The following is a 1,850-nucleotide window of genomic DNA, read 5'->3' on the forward strand; positions in this document are numbered from 1 at the left end:
GCCGGCGAGGGCGCGCGCCCGCCCCGCGCACCAGAGCATGGAGGGCGTAGCCCAGGCGGCCGATGGCGTGCTCCACGCGGAAGTCGGTGGGCGCGCCCTTGCAGCCGTAGAGCAGGTAGCGCATCGCCACCACGATCAGCACCACCAGCACGCCCGAGAACACCACGTCGGTGAAGAAGTGGCCGCCGAAGGCGATGCGCAGGCCCCGGCGGTGGCGGCGAAGGCGACCGCCGCCGTCATGGCGACCGCCCCTAGCGGCCCGGGCACGAGGCTCGCCGGCGCGGTCAGCCAGAAGCCGAGCGCGCCCTCGCCGGAGACGAAGGAGCAGTTGCCGGGGCAGGCGCCGTCGGTGGCGAACCAGGGCCGGTAGGCATCCTTGCCGCCGAACTCCTCCACATGCACCGGCCGCGGGCGGCCCCATTCCTCCTTGAGGATGCCGTTCACGACGAGGCCCGGCCCGAGCGCCATGGTGGCGGCGAGGAACACCGCGGCGCGCGCGCTCATGAACATGCGGCCCCAGGGAAACAGCAGCTTCAGGATGATGGCGGCGAAGGCCGGGCCGGCGATCAGCCAGGGAATCCAGTTGGCGAGCGAGCGGGCGGTCCTGGCCCAGGGCGCCCCCGCGAGCGTGAAGGCGCGGCGCCCGACGTCCCAGAAATAGGCGCTGATGGCGAGGTCCCACTGCGGGAAGACGGTGAACAGGATCGCCACCGCGGCGCCGATCACGAGGGCAAGGAACAGGACAGGCCGCACGCTTCCTCCTCTGCCGCCGGCGCTTGCCGCCGCGGCGCCTGTTCCCTTTAGTGGATTTTCCCGCCGCGTCGAATCGCGAAAATGTCAGCCTTGAGGCCAGAAGACACCACGGCGCGCTTGCCATTCGCCGGGGAAGGCCCGATCTGACGGAGACCGGCGAAGCCGGGAAGTTGGAGCCGGGAAGTTGGAGCGAGGATGCTGCGGCGCGCCTATCGAGGGGTGATCGACACGTTTCGGATCGTCATCGACGCGATCTGGACCTTCTCGGCCGACGACGGCTGGGCGATCGCCAGCCACATCGCGCTCTCCGCGCTGATGTCGCTGTTCCCGTTCCTGATCTTCGTGACCGCTCTGGCCGGCTTCCTCGATCTGCGTCCGCTCGCCGCCGAGACCATCGAGCTGATCCTGGAGACCTGGCCGCACAAGGTGGCCGAGCCGATCTCGCGCGAGATCCACAACGTGGTGAACCAGGTGCGCACCGACGTGCTGACCTACGGCGTGGTGCTCGCCATCTACTTTTCCTCCAATGGCATCGAGAGCCTGCGGATCGGCCTCAACCGGGCCTATGGCGTGCGCGAGGAGCGGGCGTGGTACTGGCTGCGGCTCGAATCCATCGGCTACGTGCTGCTCGCCGCGGTGTCCATGCTGGCGCTGTCCTTCCTGGTGGTGCTCGGGCCGCTCATCTGGCAGACGGCGGTGAACCAGCTGCCGCAACTCGAACCGCTCTCGCGCATGGTGACGCTGGCGCGCTTCGGGCTCACGGGCCTGATCCTGGTGGTGGCGCTGGTGGTGGCGCACCTGTGGCTGCCGGCCGGCCGGCGCTCCCTGCTCGAGGTGGCGCCGGGCATCCTGGTGACGCTCGCGCTGTGGCTGCTGGGCGCGGCGGCGTTCGGTTTCTATCTCTCGGAATTCCCCGCCAACTATGTCACCACCTATGCTGGCCTCGCCTCGGTGATGATCGCCCTGGTGTTCCTCTATCTGACGGCGTCGATCTTCGTGTTCGGCGGCGAGCTGAACGCCGCCATCAAGCGCGCCCAGGCGCCGGCCCCCCGCGCTCTGCCGGCGCCCGCCGTGGCGGTGGAGACGACGGCCGTGAC

The 1,850-nt window shown here is 69.8% G+C and carries 2 protein-coding genes; one reads left to right on the forward strand and one right to left on the reverse strand.

Annotated features, from left to right (window positions below):
- Positions 1-135: 135 nt before the first annotated feature.
- Positions 136-753 carry a phosphatase PAP2 family protein gene (locus tag AC2W7M_RS24680; RefSeq protein ID WP_486135679.1) on the reverse strand — a complete coding sequence of 206 codons (618 nt, stop codon included), beginning with the start codon at positions 751-753 and terminating at the stop codon, positions 136-138.
- A 195-nt stretch (positions 754-948) separates the two neighbouring features.
- On the opposite strand from AC2W7M_RS24680, the gene AC2W7M_RS24685 reads away from it, so the two are divergent.
- Positions 949-1,850: YihY/virulence factor BrkB family protein (locus tag AC2W7M_RS24685; protein WP_486135681.1), on the forward strand; the 902-nt coding region annotated here is incomplete at its 3' end.

The organism is Xanthobacter sp. BG11Y11_SDJG (assembly GCF_057364445.1).